The 22,716-nt window shown below is 38.8% G+C and carries 22 protein-coding genes and 1 pseudogene; 2 read left to right on the top strand and 21 right to left on the bottom strand.

Annotation, left to right across the window (positions count from 1 at the left end; translation table 11 throughout):
- Positions 1-1,765: 1,765 nt before the first annotated feature.
- The 6 genes from KTG12_RS22165 to KTG12_RS17115 form a co-directional block, all read right to left on the bottom strand.
- A complete protein-coding gene (locus KTG12_RS22165) occupies positions 1,766-3,142 on the bottom strand; it encodes an ATP-dependent RecD-like DNA helicase (protein WP_216945486.1) in 1,377 nt (458 codons plus the stop codon).
- A gap of 15 nt (positions 3,143-3,157) precedes the next feature.
- Positions 3,158-4,015: a DHHA1 domain-containing protein gene (locus KTG12_RS17130; protein WP_075965668.1), complete on the bottom strand. Its 858-nt coding sequence runs from the start codon at positions 4,013-4,015 to the stop codon at positions 3,158-3,160.
- 230 nt (positions 4,016-4,245) lie between these two features.
- On the bottom strand, positions 4,246-4,977 hold the full coding sequence (locus tag KTG12_RS17125) for a hypothetical protein (protein ID WP_122334191.1): 732 nt from the start codon (positions 4,975-4,977) through the stop codon (positions 4,246-4,248).
- 256 nt (positions 4,978-5,233) lie between these two features.
- A complete protein-coding gene (locus KTG12_RS21840; protein WP_075965670.1) occupies positions 5,234-5,425 on the bottom strand; it encodes a hypothetical protein in 192 nt (63 codons plus the stop codon).
- Positions 5,418-5,642: a hypothetical protein gene (locus tag KTG12_RS17120; RefSeq protein WP_075965671.1), complete on the bottom strand. Its 225-nt coding sequence runs from the start codon at positions 5,640-5,642 to the stop codon at positions 5,418-5,420. Before KTG12_RS17120 ends, KTG12_RS21840 begins: the two co-directional genes overlap by 8 nt.
- Positions 5,643-5,913: 271 nt before the next feature.
- On the bottom strand, positions 5,914-6,252 hold the full coding sequence (locus KTG12_RS17115) for a single-stranded DNA-binding protein (protein ID WP_075965672.1): 339 nt from the start codon (positions 6,250-6,252) through the stop codon (positions 5,914-5,916).
- Positions 6,253-8,813: 2,561 nt separating this feature from the next.
- Here KTG12_RS17115 and KTG12_RS17110 point away from each other — a divergent pair.
- Positions 8,814-10,184, top strand: coding sequence for a DnaA N-terminal domain-containing protein (locus tag KTG12_RS17110; protein WP_075965673.1), 1,371 nt, complete (start codon positions 8,814-8,816; stop codon positions 10,182-10,184).
- Here the strand turns inward: KTG12_RS17110 and KTG12_RS17105 are convergent.
- The 5 genes from KTG12_RS17105 to KTG12_RS17085 form a co-directional block, all read right to left on the bottom strand.
- On the bottom strand, positions 10,181-11,599 hold the full coding sequence (locus KTG12_RS17105) for an exodeoxyribonuclease VII large subunit (protein WP_081415414.1): 1,419 nt from the start codon (positions 11,597-11,599) through the stop codon (positions 10,181-10,183). The two genes, KTG12_RS17110 and KTG12_RS17105, sit on opposite strands and share 4 nt — an antisense overlap.
- A gap of 218 nt (positions 11,600-11,817) precedes the next feature.
- Complete coding sequence (locus KTG12_RS17100; RefSeq protein ID WP_075965675.1) at positions 11,818-12,462, bottom strand: hypothetical protein; 645 nt, start codon at positions 12,460-12,462, stop codon at positions 11,818-11,820.
- Positions 12,463-12,611: 149 nt separating this feature from the next.
- Positions 12,612-12,932 carry a hypothetical protein gene (locus KTG12_RS17095; RefSeq protein WP_075965676.1) on the bottom strand — a complete coding sequence of 107 codons (321 nt, stop codon included), beginning with the start codon at positions 12,930-12,932 and terminating at the stop codon, positions 12,612-12,614.
- A gap of 107 nt (positions 12,933-13,039) precedes the next feature.
- The gene (locus KTG12_RS17090) at positions 13,040-13,429 is read right to left on the bottom strand and encodes a hypothetical protein (protein ID WP_139322584.1); all 390 of its coding nucleotides are present in this window, start codon (positions 13,427-13,429) and stop codon (positions 13,040-13,042) included.
- Positions 13,430-13,432: 3 nt separating this feature from the next.
- Positions 13,433-14,020, bottom strand: coding sequence for a hypothetical protein (locus KTG12_RS17085; RefSeq protein ID WP_075965678.1), 588 nt, complete (start codon positions 14,018-14,020; stop codon positions 13,433-13,435).
- 1,662 nt (positions 14,021-15,682) lie between these two features.
- On the opposite strand from KTG12_RS17085, the gene KTG12_RS17080 reads away from it, so the two are divergent.
- Entirely contained in the window at positions 15,683-16,924 is a 1,242-nt protein-coding gene (locus KTG12_RS17080; protein ID WP_075965679.1) for a RepB family plasmid replication initiator protein, read from the top strand.
- Positions 16,925-17,020: 96 nt separating this feature from the next.
- Here KTG12_RS17080 and KTG12_RS17075 read toward each other — a convergent pair whose 3' ends face one another.
- The 10 genes and pseudogenes from KTG12_RS17075 to KTG12_RS17030 form a co-directional block, all read right to left on the bottom strand.
- On the bottom strand, positions 17,021-17,506 hold the full coding sequence (locus KTG12_RS17075; protein ID WP_075965680.1) for a single-stranded DNA-binding protein: 486 nt from the start codon (positions 17,504-17,506) through the stop codon (positions 17,021-17,023).
- Between the two features lie 108 nt (positions 17,507-17,614).
- Positions 17,615-18,052, bottom strand: a complete 438-nt coding sequence (locus tag KTG12_RS17070; protein WP_122339027.1) for a hypothetical protein — start codon at positions 18,050-18,052, stop codon at positions 17,615-17,617.
- Between the two features lie 21 nt (positions 18,053-18,073).
- Entirely contained in the window at positions 18,074-18,697 is a 624-nt protein-coding gene (locus KTG12_RS17065) for a hypothetical protein (protein WP_147379075.1), read from the bottom strand.
- Positions 18,698-18,736: 39 nt separating this feature from the next.
- Positions 18,737-19,312: a hypothetical protein gene (locus KTG12_RS17060; RefSeq protein WP_075965683.1), complete on the bottom strand. Its 576-nt coding sequence runs from the start codon at positions 19,310-19,312 to the stop codon at positions 18,737-18,739.
- Positions 19,313-19,316: 4 nt separating this feature from the next.
- On the bottom strand, positions 19,317-19,652 hold the full coding sequence (locus tag KTG12_RS17055) for a hypothetical protein (protein WP_139322586.1): 336 nt from the start codon (positions 19,650-19,652) through the stop codon (positions 19,317-19,319).
- 535 nt (positions 19,653-20,187) lie between these two features.
- On the bottom strand, positions 20,188-20,511 hold the full coding sequence (locus KTG12_RS17050; protein WP_075965686.1) for a hypothetical protein: 324 nt from the start codon (positions 20,509-20,511) through the stop codon (positions 20,188-20,190).
- A gap of 10 nt (positions 20,512-20,521) precedes the next feature.
- Entirely contained in the window at positions 20,522-20,728 is a 207-nt protein-coding gene (locus KTG12_RS17045; RefSeq protein ID WP_075965687.1) for a hypothetical protein, read from the bottom strand.
- 265 nt (positions 20,729-20,993) lie between these two features.
- Entirely contained in the window at positions 20,994-21,308 is a 315-nt protein-coding gene (locus tag KTG12_RS17040) for a hypothetical protein (protein WP_122334187.1), read from the bottom strand.
- 449 nt (positions 21,309-21,757) lie between these two features.
- Positions 21,758-22,309 carry a hypothetical protein gene (locus KTG12_RS17035; RefSeq protein WP_216945485.1) on the bottom strand — a complete coding sequence of 184 codons (552 nt, stop codon included), beginning with the start codon at positions 22,307-22,309 and terminating at the stop codon, positions 21,758-21,760.
- Positions 22,310-22,373: 64 nt separating this feature from the next.
- Positions 22,374-22,716, bottom strand: a pseudogene (locus KTG12_RS17030) (hypothetical protein); the annotation flags it as partial.

The raw sequence follows: 22,716 nt of genomic DNA, 5'->3' as shown, positions 1-22,716 counted from the left end.
TGCCATTTAGCAATAAGCGCCACATGTTAAATATAAAACGAAGTATCTAAATATCTAAACACATATCCAAAACAACACAATTTCTTAATCACTTGCAACATCAGAATCCAAATACAACTTCAACAACCACTCCAATCCACTAAAAAAGCCCCCACCCCGACAAGAATCCAACGATCCAAAATTATGAACAAACAATACCATTAAGTTTTGATTATCTATAACCCTGTTTACCTGAGCCACCACAACACCATATCACCAATCATATAGAAAGCCACACCACCAAAACAGCAAAACAAACACTCGAAAATCTATATCACTAGATTGCTGATGATATAGCGTTTCAGTTCCCTATATTACCATTGTTCCCTTCACCCATTATCCTATAATATCAGAAACCTAGACAAACAAAACAACCGCATATTAAACATTCAGAATATTGGGTTAATAAAACCATAGTACCCCAGTCACCTAAAACCTATTGCCTTATATCAATAGAGTTTTAGAAGTATAAATCACTGAATGATTACAACCTTAAACATACAGACATACAGAATACTATTCACCTATATCACTGATTACCTATAACATCATGGCATTATAACGCTATAATCCCAATAAGCTATGCAAACAATACACCAAATTCTTAATACTACAAATACCTAAATCTTTATAAATATAAAAACAGAAAACCACAACCTCAGAACAACAGTCATCTAAAACCTTAGGATTTCAGAACCCTACAACACAAAATAAAAGCAATTTCAATATTATAGAGTTATAGTTACCCAGAACACAATATACCTACAACTATATTACTTCATATATATAGAACCTCAGAAACCAAGACGTCCAGGACACTAAAACAACAATACTCCCAGATTATATAACTAATAGCATCTTGCACATCTAGGCTTTCAGTTACCTAAAACTACATTACCCCATAACCACAGAATAATGTATATTATAGTTACCTATAACTCTAGGCATCTACAATTACAGAATTATAAAACAACGTAACAACAGAAAGAAAGATAGGGGAGGGTATTATAGGTTAACTGGGTTTTGATTGCCCAGTTCTCCGATTCCTTAAAACTACAGAGTAAACAAACGACAGGTGTTTCAATTACCTAAAACCTCAATACTACAATCAACTGTAAACCTAGAACTATAGTATATCCAAAAATACCATTGAGAATTGTAGTAATACAGAATAATACAATAATAGAAATGTAGAGTTTTAATTACCTATAATTCTGCACATATAGAACACCAATAATCTATAATAAAAGCTTTTCAATCAACGCCTAAGTAAATACCGATTGAGAAACAGAACAATCTTTGCAAGCAAGGAAAGAATGTTCCTGAATAAGGTAAACCCCAAACGAAGCAGGTAGGTTGCACCCAGAACGACCAAAAAGCATACTAAAACATTATCCATAATCATTCATATTAAAAAGAAGCCTATGTTCACACACCAGCTCCTCAGAGAACATAAATATTATCTTAACGGTAACAAACACTTAGAGTTCAAATCAACCATATTCAGATTGGACATAACCGGATGACAGCATACCCGGCTATACATGACGTTATATTTGGACTGAACAACATCTACTAAGGATAGTGCCTTATCTTTGGACTCGCATTCGACTCCGAAACGGGAAAACTTACCGTTTGTGTCTTTGGCTTTAAAAATTAAATACCACTTGTTCATAATTTCATAGTTTAAAAAGTTAATAGATTTTGATTGCGAAAGTTACACCATTTAATCCATTGTCTGTTCATCATAACTATATGAATTAAAGAAGTTTAAGATTTGTGGGTCAACTGAAAGGGTCTCGGGTAGGATAGGGGACGAAAGAGTAAGGTTCTTGGTCCCTGTAGCCCGGGACAATGCCACATACACCTGCCCCGGAGAAAATGAAGCCTTGGCATCTACCACAAGCTTGTCAAAAGTCATTCCTTGGGACTTGTGAATGGTTACTGCCCACGCCAATCGTAAGGGCAACTGGGAGAATGATCCGCATTCAACAAACTCCATCATCTTTGAGGTTGAATTATACTCGTACTTGTTGTTGACCCATTTGTGGCGCAGTACTTCAATTTCAATACCATTGCTATCAAGACGCACGTATACTGAATTCTTCTTGAAAGAGACAACGACTCCTGTGCTTCCATTATGATAGAGATGTGCCTCGTTATCATTTGCCAAAAACATAACTTTGGCTCCAATCTTCAGACACAGCTCGAACTCAGCCGGCATTGCAGATGCGCTGAAATTTCCCTTGACACTGGCAGTAAACACCTGCTGTTGTGTAGAGAGTTCATCCAGTTTATCCTGATTCACTTTGTCTGCCTTGGCATTATGCGTTGTCAGCATTACAAAACCATCCTCCAACTCAGATGCATCAATCCCAGGCTTATACAAAGCGTTCAGTAACCGACGTGAAGAATCTGACAATTTACCGCATCGAACATCATTCAGAAGGGAAATGAAGTTGTCATCTGTCTGACGGAAAATGTGAGTCAGACAGACTAATCTCAATTCTGTCAACACCAAAGCCTTTGAAGAGAAGAAAAAAGGAGTTTGGTAAACAGAAGAGAGCAATTTCCACTCCGTTTTATTCACTACAGGCGGCAACTGGTAAAGATCGCCGATGAACACCACCTGCACACCACCAAAAGGAAGAGGATTATTACGGACATGGCAAAGCACGTCATTAATGGCATCCAGTACATCAGCTCTCAGCATAGAGACTTCATCAATCACAAGCACCTCCATATTTTGAAGAACCTCTGCCTTTTCTGAACTAAATTTATAGGCAGGCAGAGCGTCATGCGTGTATCCCAACAGGTCGATGTTTGGAATGAATGGACCAAAAGGCAACTGAAACAATGAATGCAGGGTAACACCGCCCACATTGACAGCTGCAACACCGGTAGGGGCGGCCACCACGATTTGTTTTGATGTCCTGGCAAGTAGCATTCTCAGTAGAGATGATTTGCCGGTACCAGCCTTACCAGTGAGAAAAATACATTGAGATGTATTCTCTACTAGATCCAGAAAATGCTTCATCTCACCGGTTACAATCATTCTTTTCTTTTTTTGGATAGTTCTATCACTCATTGTCTTAGCATTCATAGTAGTCTCTTCTTATTATTCTGATATTTCTTTGGTAAAACAGGGTAGGAGAGTATCTGTTGTAAATCCGGCTGCACCGGCATGTCCACCACCTCCATAGATGGAAGCGATTTGGGAAGCGTTCAGTCTGCCATTCGTATAGAGAGAATATTTCCAGCATCGCCCAGTAAACTCAAACATGACACATACCGGATATTGGTTACGCACACTGTCGAAGATCATGCTTGACTCGTATCGGCTGTTTACTGCCAAACATTTGTAACCAGCGAATTCAGTCACAAATCCATAGGATTTCAGATGTGACTTAGACCTCTGTTTGATATACTCCAGTACAGACTCTCCTTTGCGCACGATGTTCATGGTAACGTCATCAGTAAGCGATTCCCACAAGTCTGATTCTACAGACCAGTCAGAGGCCAACATTCCATAATTGAAAGCGTCCGTATCGACCAACTGCTTCGCCCATGTGTCATAATCAGATACCAGCTGTATCCAGTACGGGATACGGGCAGCACCCTTATGGAACCATGTATAAACCAATGCTGCCGCTGAATATCTCATATCCAATACTCCTTTCACTGACACCAGCTCCAGGTGCTGCTCAACAAGCTGGACAGAACATACATGATGATCAATCCACACGAGATTATCGGTAGCATGCATTAGAGCTTTCAACTCGTGCAAGGTATTCTCCTTGAACGAATAATCAACGACATATACCATATCGTCCTGTTGGATTTCCTGAATGAAAGGAATCAAAGAAAAGGAATAGTCACATTCTACAAAGGAAAACTCCTTTCCGGTGTGAGCCAGTCTTACGAGTGCTGCACTTGCATGACCGTCAATATCATTATGGTGAAAAACGTATATCATAGTCTTAATCATTTATCGTACACAAAGATAGAAATAAATCAGGGACCTACACAGATCTGAAGCTGATATCTCTAAAATGGACACACAATCAAATTTTTCCATTAAAGCTCTTATACATAGCTAGGAGTAGGAGAGGGGAGAACTTAAACAGAAAGTCGTTGGTCGGCTTTCGAAAATACCGACTGAAGAAAGGGCACTGCCAGCACCCTAACCTCATGAGCCGGAAAATATCAATCTAAATAAATCAAATCAGCCCGCTTTGTATCTGGACAATCTGTCATTCTATCAACCAATGTGTTGAAATTATAATAATGCTGCTGATTATTCAAGATCCGGATAATTTTACCGGCTTCTGTCATATCCGCATAGGACAGACGACAATAATCAACGCCTCTATCCCCAAGCACACTGGAATATTGAAACTGAAAACTCCGGTTTTCACCTTTCACCTGAATCCTCACATCTACATCGGTATGGCTGATAATCGTCTCGATTATCTTTTCTGAATCAAAGTTCCCTGTGTGAATCCATCCGGCACCTACCAACAAACGAAATGTCTGTTCGCTAGCATCCTTGGCATATTGCGCCATGGCATCCTCCCAATACCTGTCTCCTGACCATTCATTAGAAATATACCTGAAAAAAAGGAGATTTTTTTCAGGTAGTACAAATACATCATGTCTGATTTCAGGTTTGGAAACCGGAAGGTCCAGTTTTTCAAAGAGCGACTTAGTTATACTGTAGAAGCAGTTTGTCCCAGTATAAACCCGATAATCCGGCCTGGCATATTTACGTTTACGTTCGTATGCCTCTTGCTCGAGGGCGGTCATCACATTATACCGACGTCCAACCCACTTAAGAGCATTGCGATAATTCTTTTCTTTAGATGTACCAAATTTCAGGCAGAATTCATTCATAGTACCTATAAATCCATTGTTAAATCGGAATATTTTCTCCTTCATCGTCCTTTTATTTTAATAGGGTAGGGGATACCCATTCATTATTATTTTATATCTTAACTATCACAAATTTAGTAATATAACTATCCAATAACAACAAAAGGGAAGATTAGCGCTCATCTGTTATCCTAACTCTACATTCCCATTTTAGCAAACCGGTTCTTATGAAAAAGAAGCCTGTTAATCAGGCTTCGTGAAACGCGAGAAAGGACGCGCTTCACAGCGAATCCTCTCCAATATACAAAACTAAATGCAAAATCTATATCGAATGATAGATGTCAGGTTCTGAACTGACATTATAGATATAATTTCCACACCGTACCAGCAAGGCGTCTTTACCATAATACAACTTTTTCATTCCAGAAACAGAACCAGACTTGTGAAAGTTAGGGAAACGGCTAAGATTAAACCGTTCCCCAACAGAGGATGGCAAGTACTTTACTTTACTCATTCATAGCAAATTTATAGAAGAGATTCAACTCTTCTTGGTTTTCAACATAATAGTCTGCTATCTGTTTTTGAGAGAAATCGGGATGTTCTTCCACAATCCCATCATAGATAACCTGCGGCATATTGTAGACAACAGCTTCCGTATAGTCAACTGTACCGGCATATCCAAACAGGATTACAGACAACAAAACAAATAGTCCAATTTTCTTTCTTTTCATAATTGATAAATTTAAATGGTTTGGTAATCGGGGTAATTATCTCTAATACAAAGATACAAAAAGGGTCTCATTTACTTTTCAACAACCGGATATTCAGCCATTTACATCATCTAAAGGAACTTTCCCAATTAAGCAGATCCGCTTTCTCGGGAGAAATAAATCAGGAGTCTGGTGTCAGACTCCGCAAAACGAAGAGAGGACGCACTTCACAGCGAATCCTCAATTATGGCATCAATTCAATTCCAGATGGTAAAAAGTCTCAAACCAAGCATTACCCTTTTACAAGAGGCTCTACTTTATAAGCCATCATCGACACATTTGTGTAGGTCTGACCATTGTACTCATGAGACTTCATACCCAGGTCACCAGTTACGGCAACTAATGATCCTTTCTTCAATTTCTCGACCATAGGCTGCACCTTGTCTTTCTGACCCCACATCTCAACCTTCACAAAAAGAGCCCTCCAGCCAGTACGGGGCTTGTAATTACCCTCGGTGTCCTTATACTGCGCACCCTCAGAAACGCAAATGTCAAAATTACAAACTGATCTACCGTTATTTTCACGAATCTCAATTCTCTCATTCTGCACGAAACCTTTAATAGTTGACATAACTAATGACAGTTTTTATACCGGTGCCTCCGGTTCTTATTATGATTATTATCTCTTTCTTTTCTCTATTACAAATATAGTCATAATAGACTATATCACAGAATATTAGATAACATTACAGCAAAAGGCAAACGAACTTTACTTCTTCATTTAAGCGCCATTCAATTTGTACTCAGAATTCTTCCTAAGGTATTTCAAGGTAGGGCCATAATGAGTACCAATCAAGGTGATCGGTTGTCGAACTCCGCGAACATTTCCGCTCATTTTTGAGCGTTCTACCGCAATATACCGCTCAAAAAAATGTAGAACAACCCGGAAGCGAAGCTTCTCAGATCAATGTTTTAAATATATAACAAAGAGAATATTGAATTATAGTATTTCATAACTATCTGAAAGTCAAAAGGGGAATTAAGGATATTACACCTGATTCGGAACTTTGATGCATCTAAATCGGAACTTTTAATTCCGATGTTAACATCAAGATCGGTAGTTTGCAACACGTGTTTCGGAACTTCAAAATTTAGAAAGTTCCGAAACACGTGCAATATCTGACGGTTTACACGTATTTCGGAACTTTTTTATCAAGTGATTATCATAGAATATAGTATCACCGAAATTCTATAGAAGCCAGTAAAACAATAAAATATATATTTGGCTACACCTGTTTCGGAACATTTCATGGTTGTATATATTATAGAGTGATACTTCAAACTGTATTAAGGCAAAAGTTCCGAAATACGTGCAATGTTTGGCAGTTCACAAGTAAAAGGTAACATAATTATCAAGAATGTCATACTTATTAGAGTGAAATTTGTGCATATACAACCAAATGATACACAGTTAATTTCAAATTGGCTTACATCTACTTCGGAACTTTCTTCAGTTTACCTCCGGTCTATACAACACGAAGACAAAAGTTCCGAAATAGATGCAACAACGGGCTGTTTACACGTAAATCGGAACTTTTTTATCCAATATATTTCACACAGTCAATAATTCCATGGTTTCATATTTCTAAGATATATAGAAGGTTATATATATCGTTGCATCTGTTTCGGAACTTTTAATGAATACAGCCTATCTTGCTGTGATAGTGTGTTTGGTCCGCTCAAAAAGTTCCGAAATACGTGCAACGGTTGCCTGTTTGCACCTGTTTCGGAACTTTCATTGAACCTTTATCGAGAATCAGCCATCACGTAGAAGTCAGATATACAATATAATACCAACACCATTACATCTATTCCGGAACTTTTCAGGACATGGTTCACTATATTGAGATATTCCGTTCGTATGAGCTAAAAGTTCCGAAACTCGTGCAACGACGGCTTGTTTACACGTAAAAGGAAACATTAATTCCAAGTTCATCAAAGCAGTTTAAATTTGCCAGTAATAATCACATTTCTATATATACTGGTTATTTACAGTGCTTTATACATACATAATAACTGACTGTAAATTGAAAAATAGTACCATTCGCAATGCCGTTACATCTATTTCGGAACTTTTCTCAGTATATTTACAGTCTATACAACATGCAGGCAAAAGTTCCGAAATCGATGCAACAACGGGTTGCTTACACGTATTTCGGAACTTTTTTATCCAATATATTCCACACGATCAATACTTCGTAGGTTTCATATTACGCTGATATACAATGTTTTGCAAATCCATTGCATCTATTTCGGAACTTTTCAATGTACTATCTACTCCTCATAGATGTTCCAGGTAGTCCGTTTACAAAAGTTCCGAAATAGATGTAGCCAGCCTGTCGTTACACGTATTTCGGAACTTTTTTATCAGGTTTATATTATAGCTGACTTGACTATCGAGCTAACAAAAGTGCAGATATACTGAATATTACATAAAGCATTGCACGTATTTCGGAACTTTTGACTAGATTACTTATGAAACTCTGATTCCCACAGATCCATATAAAGCTTAACATCCTAATATACAGATCATAAATATGCCGTTACATCTATTTCGGAACTTTCAGTTTTTCAAAACTTCCGTTTTAGATGTAATAAAAGTTCCGATTTGGATGCAGACTATTGGGAGTAAAGTTCCGATTTAGAAGTATTGAAGTTCCGAATCAGATGTAAGGATGATTTATATCATATTAAAATACAGCAGTTTACAAGCATCTATATATTATCAATATTTCTTTTTCTTCTTATATTAATAAAATTACCATGAGAAGCAAGCTTCATTTTTTCTTTCGGATTATCATATATCATTTTTTACTTACACCAATTTCGGAACTTTTGAAAACGAAATTTGCAAAACTTAACAGTGGGGTTAATCTCAATATTTATATTTGTCATTACACGTATTTCGGAACATTTGGGATACTTTTCATCCTTCTAATGAATAGCTATAATCATAACTGTCTGAAATAATGGGAGACAGAAAAATAATTAAGATAAATTACGACAAAAAGTTCCGAAATAGATGTAACGAGCTTATTTTGTCCTTAAAAAACATTAACATGAAAAAAATATACACATCTTAATACTTTTTATTCTCTTAAAAGAGTATTTTTGGCACAAAATATCTTGACAATGACAAAAGGCAACAAAGAAAAACTAATCAAATCAGTTTTACCGGTCAACGAGATGACATGGCTGGTACAACCTATCACAGTGACGGTCTCCAAATTTGATTATGACCCCACTCAGACCAAATTTTTGGTGGCGATGATAGAATGTATGCAGGAATCCATTAAAAAGTCCATCACTAACAATGTAGAACAGTTACCATTATTCTCAGATGGAAATAATGATAATGAATTGACAATGAAGATACCATTGAAGTCTTTGGGTATAGACCCTAGAAGATATCCTGAAATCAAGCAGTCTCTTATCAAACTTGCAACAACACCTTTCGAAATGCCAGTCAAAGATGAAGAAGGTCGTAATTATATCCGGTATGCAGGATTGTGTGAAGTATATATGCCGGACGAAAAATATGTGCGCACGGTTATAGTCAAGATTAAAAAGGATGTTGCACTATCCCTGATAGATGCAAAGGTGTATGGATATCAGAAGTATCTGAAGCAGGTTATCACTAAGACAAAAAACAAATATACACAGCGCTTATATTTTTTTGTGACTTCATGGAAATCGCAGGGAGAAACCAAAATTCAGGTAGAAAAATTACGTTCTATGTTGCGTCTAGAAAATAAGTATCTTCGTTGGAACGCATTTTATAATAGTGTAATAAAAACTGCAGAAAAAGAATTGATAGAAAAATTCGAAGCTGGTTTAAGTGAGTGTTATTTTGAAGCCTCTCCTGTCTATAAGAAGGGTCAAAAAAACGGAACCCCTGATTATTTGCACTTTAAGATCTTTGTTTCCAAGCAAGAGAAGGAAAACATGAAGAATCTGACCTATACCAGTTTAAAAATCCGGACAGATGAAAGTCTGCGTGTGGATTTCAAAATAAAGGTTAAAAGACAAAGAGAACAATTGCTGAGAATGATTAATCAGGATAACATACATCTTTTTTCGGACTTTCTTATCGAATTAGGAGCAAAAATTGAATCAGAAAATAGTACTATTACTGATGTTGGCGCCTATGCTTTCACTTCTTGTCAAAGATTTCTGTTGAAAAATACTCCAGAAGCAGAAATCGTTCCTGACACACCTAAAGAAGAAGAGTTTGGCGATGAACGTATATTCGCTAAGGAAATTGAAGCATTCAGAAAGGCAATGAAGAAGAATGTAGGAGAGGAAGCATATATAACTTGGTTTACTCCTGTGCGCTTTGTCAAGATAGACAAAGTAGAAGGCGGTTACGATCTCACTCTCGAAGTGCCTTCAAAGTTTGTCTATGATATGATTGAATCAAAATACCTTGCCCAACTTAGGGAATCCCTTCAAACCGGATTTAAAAAGAAAATAGTATCTCTCAAATACCGTATGCCCAATTAAAACAGAAAGGAAAGAATAAATCCTATGACTGTGGAAGCGGCACAAGCGACTGCCAGCATAGTGGTTGACACACCTTTGCTTTGATTCGCTCTCAGATTCTCAATCTCAATGTTTTTGGTTGAGATTTCTTTAAGACGAAGTTCTGCGTCCCTTTGCAACGACGCAACTTGTTCGGTAAATGATTTCTGTTGTGCCTGAAAACCTTGGGATAGTTTTCCCATTTGTATGGCAGATTTTTCATTGGCCTCGCCCAACTGCTTTTGAAGTTCCTGAATCTGTTTGTTGGCAGCTTCGGTCTGCTCCTTATGTGTTGAGTTCAGCTTTGCAATCTGATCTGTAAGGTTCTTGACTTGTTCCTGATTTGTCTTATCCTTTACTTGATTCGATTTGGATATTTGCTCCAGTTGATTTTGGAGGCCTTTCACCTGAATGGCATGTTGTTCGTCCGCTTTCTTTTGTGCTTCTGTGGCTGCTTTCAATTGCTCCTGTAGTTTTGCATTGGTCTTATTCTGTGTCTCAATTTGTTCGGCAAACTGTTTGCGTACTTCTGCGACCAAAGCAGCCTTGGATTTTGCCTTTTCGGAAGTGACGGATTCCGTGATGTCAGAGAAAAACTTACCCAAACCTGTCGGAGTGTCGATGACCAGATCCGCAAGCAATTTGAGGTTATGTTTTTCCTCGGCATGACCTACTGCCGAGATTACAGCCGACTTCATCCGGACTATTGTGCCAAGAAGATCATTGTTATTAAATACTTCGAGACCGGAACCACCGCCACGCACCAAAGCCACGGCATCATATTTCCCGTCCACCTCTTTGAGTGTCCGGACAGTTTGGGCAATATTTGCGAAAGTAGTGTCCAGCTGTACAAATTCGATGCTCTGTGCGGCATTTCCAGCCGCGTTGTTGAACTCTGTCCGTGTACATGAGGATGTGGCCCACAAAAGAGCAACACGTGGCTTCTCGTTGCTGAAAAGGCGGTTTTTGAACAACAAGGACACATCCTTCTTGCCGGATTGTGCTTTTTCTCTCTGTAAGTTCCAGAATTGCTTCTCGTCCTCAGATACCTTGCTTTCTTCCACATTGAGGACAGATTCAAGATCCAAGGAAACGCCGATTACGCTGTCCGGTCTTACCTTACGGTTTACAAATCCGTAAATGGTAATCAGCTTTTCAGCCTTACCTGACAGTTGCTCCCGTTGGGCGGGACGAACCTTGATGACCAGTTCCTCCTTGCCGGATTCTTGAATCAGGCGGTCATAGAATACACCGCCATACAGTTTGTTCATCCGATCCGGACGGTATATCCCTTGAACGGTAATAGGATAAGCTTCCACTGCAACCTTCAATGCTGAATTATAGCAAGTCAACAATGATGCTGGGGTAAATATGGGTGTCTGATTCATTAGGTTCATATTCCTTGGTTTGTTTTTCTACTACAAAAGTACAAAAGATTCGGGGCTTAAAGAAATGCCGGAATGATTCTGTGTAGGGTAGGGGGAGAGTTCCACTTCTTCATCTAAGCTGATAGCCATTTGGAAAGTTACAGACATAAACATAGGGAACGTGGGTGCGTTCCCGGTCAGGGTGGGGGATAACGGGTACCATTCATGCAAATAGTACCCGAATCTTTTTATTCTGAATATTGCAGCTCGTTATATAACGTGTCGGAACAAGTCCATTCAACCTCTTGGAATATACGAATGGCAGTATCATCCCCTAAGCTTGGAAGGTTCTCACGCCTCTCAAAATCTTTTCTAGTCTCGTATTCGTCAGGTTCGGCATATTCTCCGGCATAGGCAGGAAAATCTGTAAAGAATACATAGCCTATTTCATTTTTGAAATGGAATCCTTCACCCTGATATTCCTTTTCAATGATATAGTTCCCTTTTTCCTGTTTGAGTGAGCCTTCGGAGATGTAATGTCCTTCCGGAATAGCTTCACACAATTTGCCGAACAGGGTGAAGGCATTCGGTTGGGATGAATAAATAGGTTCTGGATTCCCCTTTGAATTCTCTCCCCACAATTCCAGGAAAACATGGTCAAATCCGACCTTCAAAATTTCTTCCTGACTGCATTGGTCTGTTAAAACCAGTCTAATTAAGTCTTCCTTTTCGTTGCTGCTCAAAAGTGTCTTCGTACCTATTTCATCGCCATAATTCACTCCCAGTTCAAACCATTGGTTTTCATCTAGTTCTTTCATTCCTTCCAAAAGGAGTTCCGCTAAACAGCGGAATCCAATTTTAATATCTTCAGCATTTAATAATATTGTATTCATAGTATTAGATAATTCTGATGTATAAATCCAAACCGATAGCATCGGTGTTGATATAATTCTCCAGCCACTGCACAGGCTTACTGTCTATGCAGTTTCTCTCGCATTGTTTTTTTGTGAATTTTGCGACTTTACTTTTCGTAAAGTCTTGGTTAAATAAATAAACCTTCATATTTCTTGTCTTTTAGTATTTTATCAATTTTGTCTCTCAATCTTTCTAATGCTATTTTTGCGGCATCTTGTTTTACGGTTTCATTGGAAATATTCAAATCTGTTTTCGGGTAGTCTGACGGGAAGGAATGAATAACGCCCCATATCAGGTGTTTCAGTACATCTTCAATCTCCTTCCGGAAAATTTCAGGGTGTCCGGGAGTGAGATGTTCCTCTTTGGAACCAAAGTAATAATACTCTTCCAAGGACAGATCTTCGACCCGTCTTTGTCCGGTCTTGTTGTTCACTAATATCGCTTCCATATCTCTGATTATTTTCTAATACAAAGATACGAAAACGATATGTAACAAGTTGATAAATAGATATATATTAAAAATATAAGACGAGAAGGAACTATTCCATTAAAGCGTTATCTCTTTTGAGTGAGTGATCGGGAATAATCGGTTAGATTGGCTATGAGTGCATTTTGCCATTGCCTCAGACAGATATCCCGGGCAATATAATCCTTGGAAGACTCCCAGTATCTTGCATTCTTTATGAATAATCCGCAAATGTTTCCTAGATAGACTTTCTCAAGAGTCAGCTGGGCGGCAGCTGCACGGAACATGCCTGTAGGCTGGTAATCCAGATTGGGTATATGAATCCCTTCGCTGAATATATGCTGATGGCAAGCAAGCAGTTCTTTGAACGAAGAACAATTTTCAGCTTCGTCGATCATTCTTTCGCAAAGACGAAGCTGACGCTGTTGCTGCATGCGGTCAAGTGACAGCAGATTACGAAGATTATTTATGAATTTCATAATTTACGGTTTGAGATCTGAACAATGAGCCATCAACAGACCACAGAAATCCTCAATGAAGACATCATCGGCAGGACAGACTTCTGGCGTATCATTTTCAACGGCACCTCCCAATATGAGTGTGTCATTGATCAAGGTAAGATTAAAAACTTTAAAGTAAGTGCCGTTGGTACGAAGACACTCTGAGGAATCATTCGTCAAATCAAAATATACTGTCTCCTTTTGTTTCTCGAGAAGGGATTTGGCAACGTCGTAGATGTTCTCTTTGATTTTCTGCAATTCAAGTTTAAGATCATCCGAAATGGAAACGAGACATTCCAGAGGAACCAGGTTTGCATTAACTTGAAAATCGTCATGTACCAGATTCAGCAATTCGGCTTGGCTTTTGTATGCGTGCGTAACAATTATGCGAACATTTGAAATGTCCACCTGGCTGTGCTGTGGAACGACAGTCAAAGGAACCGTCAATTGGGTTAACTCCCCATCATCGGTTACTTTTATGAATTGATACAGTTTGTTTCTAAGATAGTGAAGTTTTTCAGAAGCAGAACAAATTCTGCCAAACAGTAAATCTATTTCGTTTTGGTTCATAAGATTGATTATTAGTTTCTTGCAAAGATATCAATTTTCATTATGATTCGCAAGTGTAAATCAATCTAATTTACACTAAAATAACATTTTGTGCCGAAGGCTCTTGAAAATTTTAAAATGAACTCTCTCCTACCGGTATGTCTATTATTGTCTTATTAGTGTCTATAAAAATGTCTATATGTATAGGGTGTTGTAAGTGTCTAATAATCAATATGTACAATATATATAATATCACCACCTGTGGGGATATTATGTCATCACCTATGGGGTAAATTTGCTTAAGATATAACCACCTATGGGGATAAAAAGTACTCAACTGTGGGGTCGTAATGTACCCAATTGTGGGGTTACGATTTGTAATAATATATTACGAACCTTTTAATATCATCGGTTTTCGGCCTGTAATATCATCAGCTGTGGGGTAAATTGGAACCATTGTATTTTGTAAATTTCTGAAATATAGTATTATGCAAAATTGCATTTACTTCCGCTTAACACTTAACGGCATCGGCAATATGGATGTAATGTAACCGGTAATGGGGAAAAATAACCCCAAATTGCATATTTTTCCCCACAATCGGTGATATTTGCCTGTTGTTATCAGTATCCTTAGAATGGCGTCATCCATGGTAATTTGTAAAAATCCTTTTCACATTCCTAATCCCCCATGATTGAGTACAATATGATTGTAAATCTTTCCAATATATTGACTTAAATATCAAAGTTTCCGTTTGTTATGATTCTTAGTCTTTTATCCTTATCAGTGGTTATATATGGAAAAAACAGAGAAAATGAGCGCTGAAATGTCACCAGCTGTGGGCTGTATAACGGAAATTACCCATTTTACCCCATAGGTGGTTACATTATAAACCCCTCAAAGTATCATCATATTTCATTCTTTAATGCTACCAATCACTCAGAAATCCCCATAGGTGATTATTTTTGGGACAAAAACAGTCTGAAAAGCCAGAGATATTTGCATAAATGGGGAAATATCCACAATTTTTGAGGTTTTCCTCATGACTGATGAACATTTCTAGTGGGGAATATTATGCCCTATGATAGGTTATATTTGATTGAATGCCATTTTGTGAGATTCGTAATGTACTCAGTTGTGGGGTAAATTATATCATCTTCAAGTTGTTACAATACATTCTCCCATATTTTATAATTGTCAGATTATCAGTATATTCAAATTATGTCTATATCCCTACAACTGTGTATATTAAGTGTATACTATCGCAATCTTCACGAAATGTACCTATTTATGGGGTGGGGGGGATGGTATCGGTTAATTTACCCCACAGCTGCTTATATTACGATAGGTTATCATCTGATGCCAGCGGCATATTATCGCGTTCCCGGACTAGCACAATTACCTCATGAATGGTTATAATTGCCCGCAAATATCCGGATCAACGTGAAATGTTCCCGATTATGTGGTAAAATACAGCTTATTCGCCCTATTAGTGGTTACTATAAATGAAAAAGTGGTCACAGGTGGAAATCTCACCTGTAGTGGAAAAACGGTGGAATTTCACGTCCTGTGAGGACAGCTTTGTTAAAACGTGCAAAATTATCCCCGTTTTTTGACTGCTTTTTTGTTGATTTAAAATTATTGGAGTAATTTAGTAATCGTAACTCATTCATTATAAAAAACTTATGTCAAATAAAGAAACCAAAACTGATTTGCCTAAGGAAACATTCTGCATAGAGAGATACGACGGCAAAAAGCCAGCAAGGATTCCAGATGCCCTTTATGATTTCAAAAATGTCAAATTTGAGATCAGGAACATCCGGTACTTCCGCTTGCTGATTACAATCAGCCAAAATGTTACTCTACAAGAAAGCAATCCGGAACTATTTAAATACAGTGACTATGCTATAAAACGCAAAGACCTTATCAAGTATCTGGGACTGACGACCACAAAGATAAACTATAATCTGATAAAGGAGCTGGAAGAAGAAATAAAGACCTGCATGCCTTACTTTAAGATTGTGAAGCAAGGCCCCAAAGGTGTCAGTTTTATGAATATCTATTGGTTTGAGTACTTTGGATACAATGCCGAGACTGACTACATCATGTATAAGCTGACTGAATCAGCCAAGCCTTTTATCACTTCTCTCCAACGGTACAATAAGGTTACTCCCACCATAGCCAACTTGTTGAATAATGAGGTACAGGCATGGCTCTATCCATGGTTAAAGTCAGCTGCAAACCTGAAAACAATGATGGAAGTCAGCGTGGACGAACTGAAGGCCCAGTTAGTCAAAGCCACCGACAAAACCTATGACGAAACGCAATATCCAAATGCGGTAACCCGATTCTTTAACAAAGTCTTGGGAATTCGGAAAAAACCAAAAGGGAGAACATTTGTGAAAATAGATGTTACCTATGTTGAAATGGAGATCATTAACAATAACCAGGTCAGCTCTAAATCCATCAACTACATCAATGAGCTTACCGATATCACTGTAGCTGTATGGGCCAAACGTAAGTGCCGAAAATATGTCGGTCTGGCATTTGATGTCAAAATGAAGGAAAATTACGTGGAACAACCCAGTGAAATCAACATTATCAGCATTCCATCTCCTGCCAATAAGACTAAAAAGCATGCTGAAATTGATTGTGTCAAAAGAAATCATGCCAAAGTCAAAGAAGAAGCTGAGTACATGGCGAATCTCTTTGATAAGATGGCATTTGACATCAAACCGGAAGACATTTTGCGGGATATGCCACCGGCTGAGAGAGAGGAACTGAATTTCGACCAGATGAAACAAAAATGGATTGCCTATGTAAATGCTTATGGTAGTAATGTACCTGGTGAAATCAATACTGTAGGCAAGTTTGCCAAAAGGATGGGCTATAAGTACGATGAAAGTAAGGGGACTTACTATAAATGAATGAGTGATTAATGATAAAGAGGAAACTGGTTTCACAACCAACTTTCCTCTTTCTCTTTATGAACAACAAAACAACTTTTTCAGTAATCCTGATTTTTAGAATGGCAAGTCATCCTTGATATTGTCTGCTGTCTCGGACTGTGCCACAACGACTGGTGACTGATTGGAGTGTGCAGGCTGTTGTGTATTCTGCTGGCTGAGACGACTCTTGTCTACGATTAGAAACTCAATTTCAGACACTTTTGCTGTCTGGACAGTGCGCAATACGGGATCACCATTGTTGTCATATTTAAGTTGGTCATTCTCGCGTTCCTGATAGGCACGTGCTGACATGCTGTGGGATGTTATTTGCACCAGATTGCCTTTTACCAGTCTTTCTGAACTGTAGCGGATACCGGAAGTGGATTTTTTGCTTCTCCAGAAAGCACATTCAATAAATTTGGCTTGGTCTACCCATTGTCCTTGCTTGTCGGTATAGCCACAATCGACTGCAATGGTAAAGTTAAATACTACGTTCTCGCCGATTTCACGTTGGTCAGCGTCTTTGACCAAGCGACCGATGTAAAGATGTTGCTCTTTCATGTTATTTGGTTTTGGTGACCGGTTATCCGGTCGGTTAATAATTGCGTAAAGATAAGTTTGTTTTTGTAAATCAGCAAACTAACAGCTGAAAATATTCGAAAAATTATCTCAATTTGCATCCATTTCCTGTTCTTCTACAAATTGTGAGACGCTATCATACAATGATGCTGTATAGTAATTGATGCTCTTCTCCGATATGGATGTGCCATTCAGAATTGCGGTCAGGAACCTGTCGCATTTCTTTCTAGGATGTAATCTGCGGAACAGGCGACGAATCACCCGACCGTCAGGCAGGTGTTCCACTGAAACGACATCCTTGTTCTCGAAATGCCAGACGCAAGGGTGGGAGGGACCGAAAAAGAGACTGTTCAATTTGTTTCCGTGCAAGTTATATCCGATAATCTCCCCGTTGTCATCCATTAGGAACGAGATGATGTTTCCGTTGGTTGACTGATCCATCGCCTTGTAGATTGAATGAAATCTATCCATTTTCTCTTTCAAGTCTGAATGAATGAAAGAACTGAATATAATTGGGTTATTTGTCATTTCATTAAATGTTTATAGTTATTAGTTGAATACGGATCTGAATAAGAGCCAATCGTGGTGCATTTTCTTCAGATCATTCGGCCCGTTTAGAACCGACACATAAGAATGGAATACCACCAGGTTCCGGTCAACCGAATCGTAATGTCCCAATGCCATTCCGGTCTCATAGAATAGAATTGCATGAAGCGGATCTTTGTTTTCCATATTCCTAAGTCCGAGTTGTCCAAGCTCTTTGATGAAAGAATAGACAATCTCTTCTTGAGTTAAAGAACCAGTTATGCCTTTTCGGTCGGCATATCTCTCGAAGAACCTGTTTGTGAATATGAATTTGAGTGAGGAGTTTTCCCCTTCCAGATCCATTTGGATAAAAAGGCAGAGACGATTGTACTTGGTGAATGTGCATCCTACATAAAAAGGGATACTGACCAAGTCAGCGCGGTTTCTCACATGTGGAAAGATAAACCACTTGTTATGCTGAGAGGACGTAAATCCTACCGGCTTAAAAAACAGCGGGTATCGTTTCAGCTTAATAGCTTCGCTCCGGTACCGGGCAAACTTTATTTTTTTTGAGAAAGCCAACGCTTCATCCATGTCGGAAGAAAGGTGTGCCGCTATCTCCTGGTAACTCATGTTGGGTAATATCATAGCTAGAGGTATTTGATTGTTTATTTGTCAAAGGTTGTGTTATAATGCAGCGGTATAACTAGCCCTAGAACTCATTAGTCTCTCATAGATTTCATCATCTTCTTCAAACTCATACTGTTCTAAAAGTTCACGGCGGGAACGGATAATCCCGTCTTGGCACAGCATAGCCGGAGCATCCATAAAGAACCGGAAAAGAATCTCGTCCTTGTACACCTCTTCGTAATTATCGATCATTACGGCAGGTATAATTTTGTCATCAATGAACTTCACCACTCCTTTGCTTTCGAATGGCGTCCGTGATTTCAACAGATAGTTGTAAACAGACAGGTAGAATATTTCGTTGGATGACAAATCTGTCCATTTGGCTGGTTGCCCTTCCTCGTCAATAGACCAAAGGGAAAAGGATAGGTGGTCGAGACCATACATCTCGATCCATTCAGCAAGCTTAAGGGTAGCCTGCTGGAACGTAGGGGCAAGATGTTTCTTTCCTGCAGCCGAAGCGATGTAGAAGCAGTTCAGTTTGAAGTCACCTATCGTGATTTCGCTGGGGTGTTGATCCATCATTCCACGGAGTATAGCGTGAACGACGTCATTGAGGTCTATCTGTTTGTTCATATCTTTAATCTTTAATTTTGAGCAATCGTTTCAGGTGGAACGCTGCTTGAAACAAGGTCTTACCCTCGCCGATGGTCAGGTACTGATTGTACGGCTTCTCAGACAGATAACCTGCCAACCATTTGTTTTCACCGTTTTCGTCCGGATATACCCCAAACCGCAACCGGTAAGTGATGTTGTCCTCTATGATGACAGGCTTAAGCCCCGCAATGGCTTGGCAGAAATTGTGGTAAGAGATCTCGGCTTCGCAAACCTGTATAATATCACCAGTATGGTGGTATCCGGCATTGATTGCCTCTAGGATCAATTTCTTCAATATCTCAACTGAAAGTTTTTTCATGTCTTCATCTTTTTGGTTTATACAAAGATAATCATTTATTATTCTGTTGCATAATATGCTGATATATAATTGAATAAGCAAAACAAGCCACAACTTTTCCATATAAGCAAAATGCCATTTTTGTGGAGCCTAAAGAAAACCGGGGGCGGCTTTCGGCAAAATTATTCCGTTTTCAGATCTTCCCGTGCCCGGACTTCAACAGGAAGTGGGCGCAGGAAAACCAGTTTCTATCACTCTATAACTGCATCCTGCAAAATATCAAGAATTTCGAGGCTCTGGTATTTGTTTACGGGCACGTCTTTAGAGTTTCCTCCACAGATACTAAAGCATTCCACAAAGGGGCTGTTATCTTAGATATACAGTCCTTTTAGATTGCAGGTGGAAAACGAAATTTTTAATTTATTGCCGTTGTTCTTACATAATTCAAGAAGGGTATTATATGCTTCCTCCTGTAACTTTTCATTTTTGATGAAAAGATTTTTCATTGTTTGTGGTAACTCTATAGTTTATTTGGTTTTTTAGCATCACATTTCTGTTATTTTACCTTGTACTCAGCATACACTGGCTCATTACCAGAATTATAGATATACTTATATACCGGGTCATTGTTGTATCCCACAAAGGCTACATTATAATCGTCAAAGTCTTTTGGGGTAGCAATCCTTACCTTATATTCTGCGGGCGGTAACGGAACTGTAGGTGAACTGCTCCAGTCTGCCCCTTTCCATACGCAAGCACGTAATACTGCCAGCGTGCCCGGTCGTTCAAGGTTGATATAGCCCAGTGTGTGCTCTTTGAACACCACAAGAACAATATCCCCTTTTTCTCTTAAATCCTTTATGTTTACTGTCTTTCCCATAGCCTTATTTTTAGATGTATTTATCCAGTTCCTTTTCCAATTCTTTCCTGTTTACCTCAGGAAAGAGTTCAAGAACCAGTGCCAATGAACGGCAATAATTATTGCTATACTCTTCGGTGTCCATGAGTCTCAACACCATAGTACACCAAACACTTTTACCGTTTGAGGGCTTCCGGTTCATTGCCTGTCCTAATACTTCTGCTGCTGTCTTATCCATAGTTGTCTATATGTTATCTTTATTTCTCTGATACAAAGATAGTTATATTAATTGAGTTACTATCACAAACCGTAATGTATAAATTCTTGAAGGTCAGGTAGAGACTGTTCCATTGAAGCTTCTCAGACATAGCTGAACCCTGTAGGAGTTGCTTCTGACTTAAAGAAATACAGGAAGATGTTGTCATCTTCCGTGTATTATGGAGTCGAATACATTATCCCCGTGCCGGTTCTTGTTAAAAAGTCCGGACACAGGGAAGCAGATATTAGTCGGTAACACTAATATAATACTCCAGTTCATCATCCTTCAGATGTTCCAGCGCATATGCGTTAGCTTCACGCCAATACTGCTCGTATAATCTGGCTACCTCCTGATTGCCCTTGTAATGCTGCCAAATCTTGTGGTTCAACACCAAAACCATCTCTGTAAGATACTCGTAGTGCTCTTTCCACTCGTCGAAAGCCCGCTTGAATGTATCCTTGATCGCCTCTATTCCAAACCGATCTGCAATGGAAAAATCCATCCAGAATGTTGTTTTGGTTTCGTAACCGTTCTCTCTCATTAGCTCACTCCATGTCATATACACAAATTTTAAAAGTTGAACACTTAACTAAAAAAGATAATCTCATTCCGGACTGTACACTGGAATGAATTACTATCTTTATTTCTCTGACACAAAGGTAGTTATAATATATAAGTTGCAGCCCTAAACCTCAATATATAAGTCTATGAAGGGTAGGTAGGGACTATTCCATTGAAGCATTCCAAACATAACAGGTTAACTGAAGGTAAATGGAAATAGGAAGATGTTTTCATCTTCCGTGTATTACGCAGGCAAGGAAATCTGAGCCGGGCTGTTATAGGAATAAGTAGCGGACGCCCGTACACCTCACATATAGAGGAAAAATTGCTTGTAAAGCAACCTCCCTATTGGAGTGGGAGGATGGCCGATACCTATTCTGCTGACCGTTTCTGATTTGCTGCCGGAGTTATTTTTGCAATTACTCCGGCGGCTATTCCTATTAGAACTCAGAAAACGGGGAGAAATACAACGGTTTCATTAAGAAATCCAATTCCCAGGCTGTGATTTTGGTCAAACCAGTTCCAGATAACTTTCCGATCTGTTCCCTTTTCCCAATACAGGAAATCCCGGTCAATTTTTCCTTTTGAATTGACAGGTACATCTGCCAGCATCACCCATGCACTTTCTATATCATCATCCGTTACTGTCTCCGGGCTGGGATGTTCCTTTAAAAATACCTCTTCATTACCTAAGATGGTTGCATCCTGTAAAATTTCAAGAATCTCAAGGCTTTGCTTGTTGAGTACATGTACATCTTTGCTACATCCACCGTCAGTAGTAGTGCTTTCAACCAAAAGATAATCATCTTTAAGATACATTCCTTTCAAGTTACAGGTCGTTACTCCGATAACCCCATAGTCTAAATCAATGCAAAGATCAGATGAAAATCTAAACTTTCCACCGTGTCCTTTACAAATTTCGACCATCATGTTGTATGCCATTTTTTGTAATTTGGCATTATCTGCAAAAAGTTTGGCTGCTTTTTTAGGTAACTCCATATTATAGTGGTTTTATGACATCGCCACATACACGATGTCTGATATGTTTTCATATGCTTAATTATTAGTCTTTGATAACTCCGATAACATATGTTTTCGAATCGAACGACCATTCCATTGTTTCCCTATCTACCGTTTCATAGTAATGCCCATGGCAGGCTATTACCAATTGGGTTTCGTCGATACTCTTGATCTCGTCAAGCAATTCTTTGCGGCCAGACACAAATTTCTCCAAGTCTTCAAGGCTATTGATGTCATCCAGCAATGGTTTCACTTCGTCTTCATAAAACGATTCCGCACTGCTTGAATCGAATGCCATGTAATCATCGCCATAATTTTCGGCTGAAATGCCCATCGGCTCGAATGTCGTATTGCGGTCTCTGACATAGAGTTGCCAACCTGCTTTT

Origin of the sequence: Parabacteroides sp. MSK.9.14 (genome assembly GCF_019041495.1) — a bacterium.
Taxonomy (GTDB): domain Bacteria; phylum Bacteroidota; class Bacteroidia; order Bacteroidales; family Tannerellaceae; genus Parabacteroides; species Parabacteroides merdae.
The sequence above is the reverse complement of the archived record's forward strand: the minus strand, read 5'-3'. Positions and strand labels throughout refer to the sequence as shown.